This is a genomic window from Corynebacterium sp. HMSC061H03 (assembly GCF_001838215.1).
Lineage (GTDB): Bacteria > Actinomycetota > Actinomycetes > Mycobacteriales > Mycobacteriaceae > Corynebacterium > Corynebacterium jeikeium_D.
In genome coordinates this window covers 8,574-9,350 of sequence record NZ_KV836067.1, presented here as the reverse complement: position 1 = coordinate 9,350, position 777 = coordinate 8,574, and the positions used below count along the sequence as shown (strand labels likewise).

The following is a 777-nucleotide window of genomic DNA, read 5'->3' as shown; positions in this document are numbered from 1 at the left end:
GGGCAAGCCAGGTGACAAGCCAAGCAAGCCGGGTAAGGACGGAAGTTCCTCGAGCTCCAGCTCTAAGGGCGGTTCCTCTTCGGGCTCCAGCTCCAAGGGGGGAAGCAGCTCAGGTTCTAGCTCTTCGGGCTCCAGCTCCAAGGGGGGAAGCAGCTCAGGTTCTAGTTCCTCGGGCTCTAGCTCCAAGGGTGGTAGCACTTCGGGCTCCAGCTCCAAGGGCGGAAGCTCCTCCAGCGGTAGCCTCTCTGGTGGAAGCTCCTCCAGTGGAAGTACCTCGGGCCACAGCAGCTCGGGTGGCAGCACCTCGAGCTCCAGCTCCAAGGGCGGGTCTTCTCTGGCTGTCACCGGCGCTAAGGTCGCTGGCACGCTAGGAATCGCAGCAATGCTGTTGCTGGCTGGTGGTATTTTACTAGCGGTTCGTAAGCGCCACTCTCAGAATGAAAACTAGTGATACCAAGGCTTTCGAGTCGCATTGCTAGCTCCTAGAAAGGAGACGGCGGGAATATAGGAGAACTCCTGTATTCCCGCCATTTTTCATTCAATCCACCGGAATGGCACTCGCAAGTGGTAACTGGGTCTTGGTTTGCTTTCTAGGTGACACGAAACAGACCCCGATACTCCATATGTGCAGGCCAGATGAAGAACAACGACGCCCCCTCCAAAGGAACCATTAGATGGTGATGTAAAATCCCCAACTGCGGCAGCTCCACAACCCGGCGTTAAGTAGCAAAGCGGACAACCCGACAAACTACGGGCTGCAAATGTGAAACTGTATGA

1 protein-coding gene is annotated in these 777 nt (G+C 56.4%); it reads left to right on the top strand.

Features of this window, described 5'->3' with window-relative positions; all coding sequences use genetic code 11:
* Positions 1-448 (top strand): hypothetical protein (locus HMPREF2787_RS10875; protein ID WP_210401198.1); only part of this gene is annotated, 448 nt, incomplete at its 5' end.
* Between the last annotated feature and the right edge of the window lie 329 nt (positions 449-777).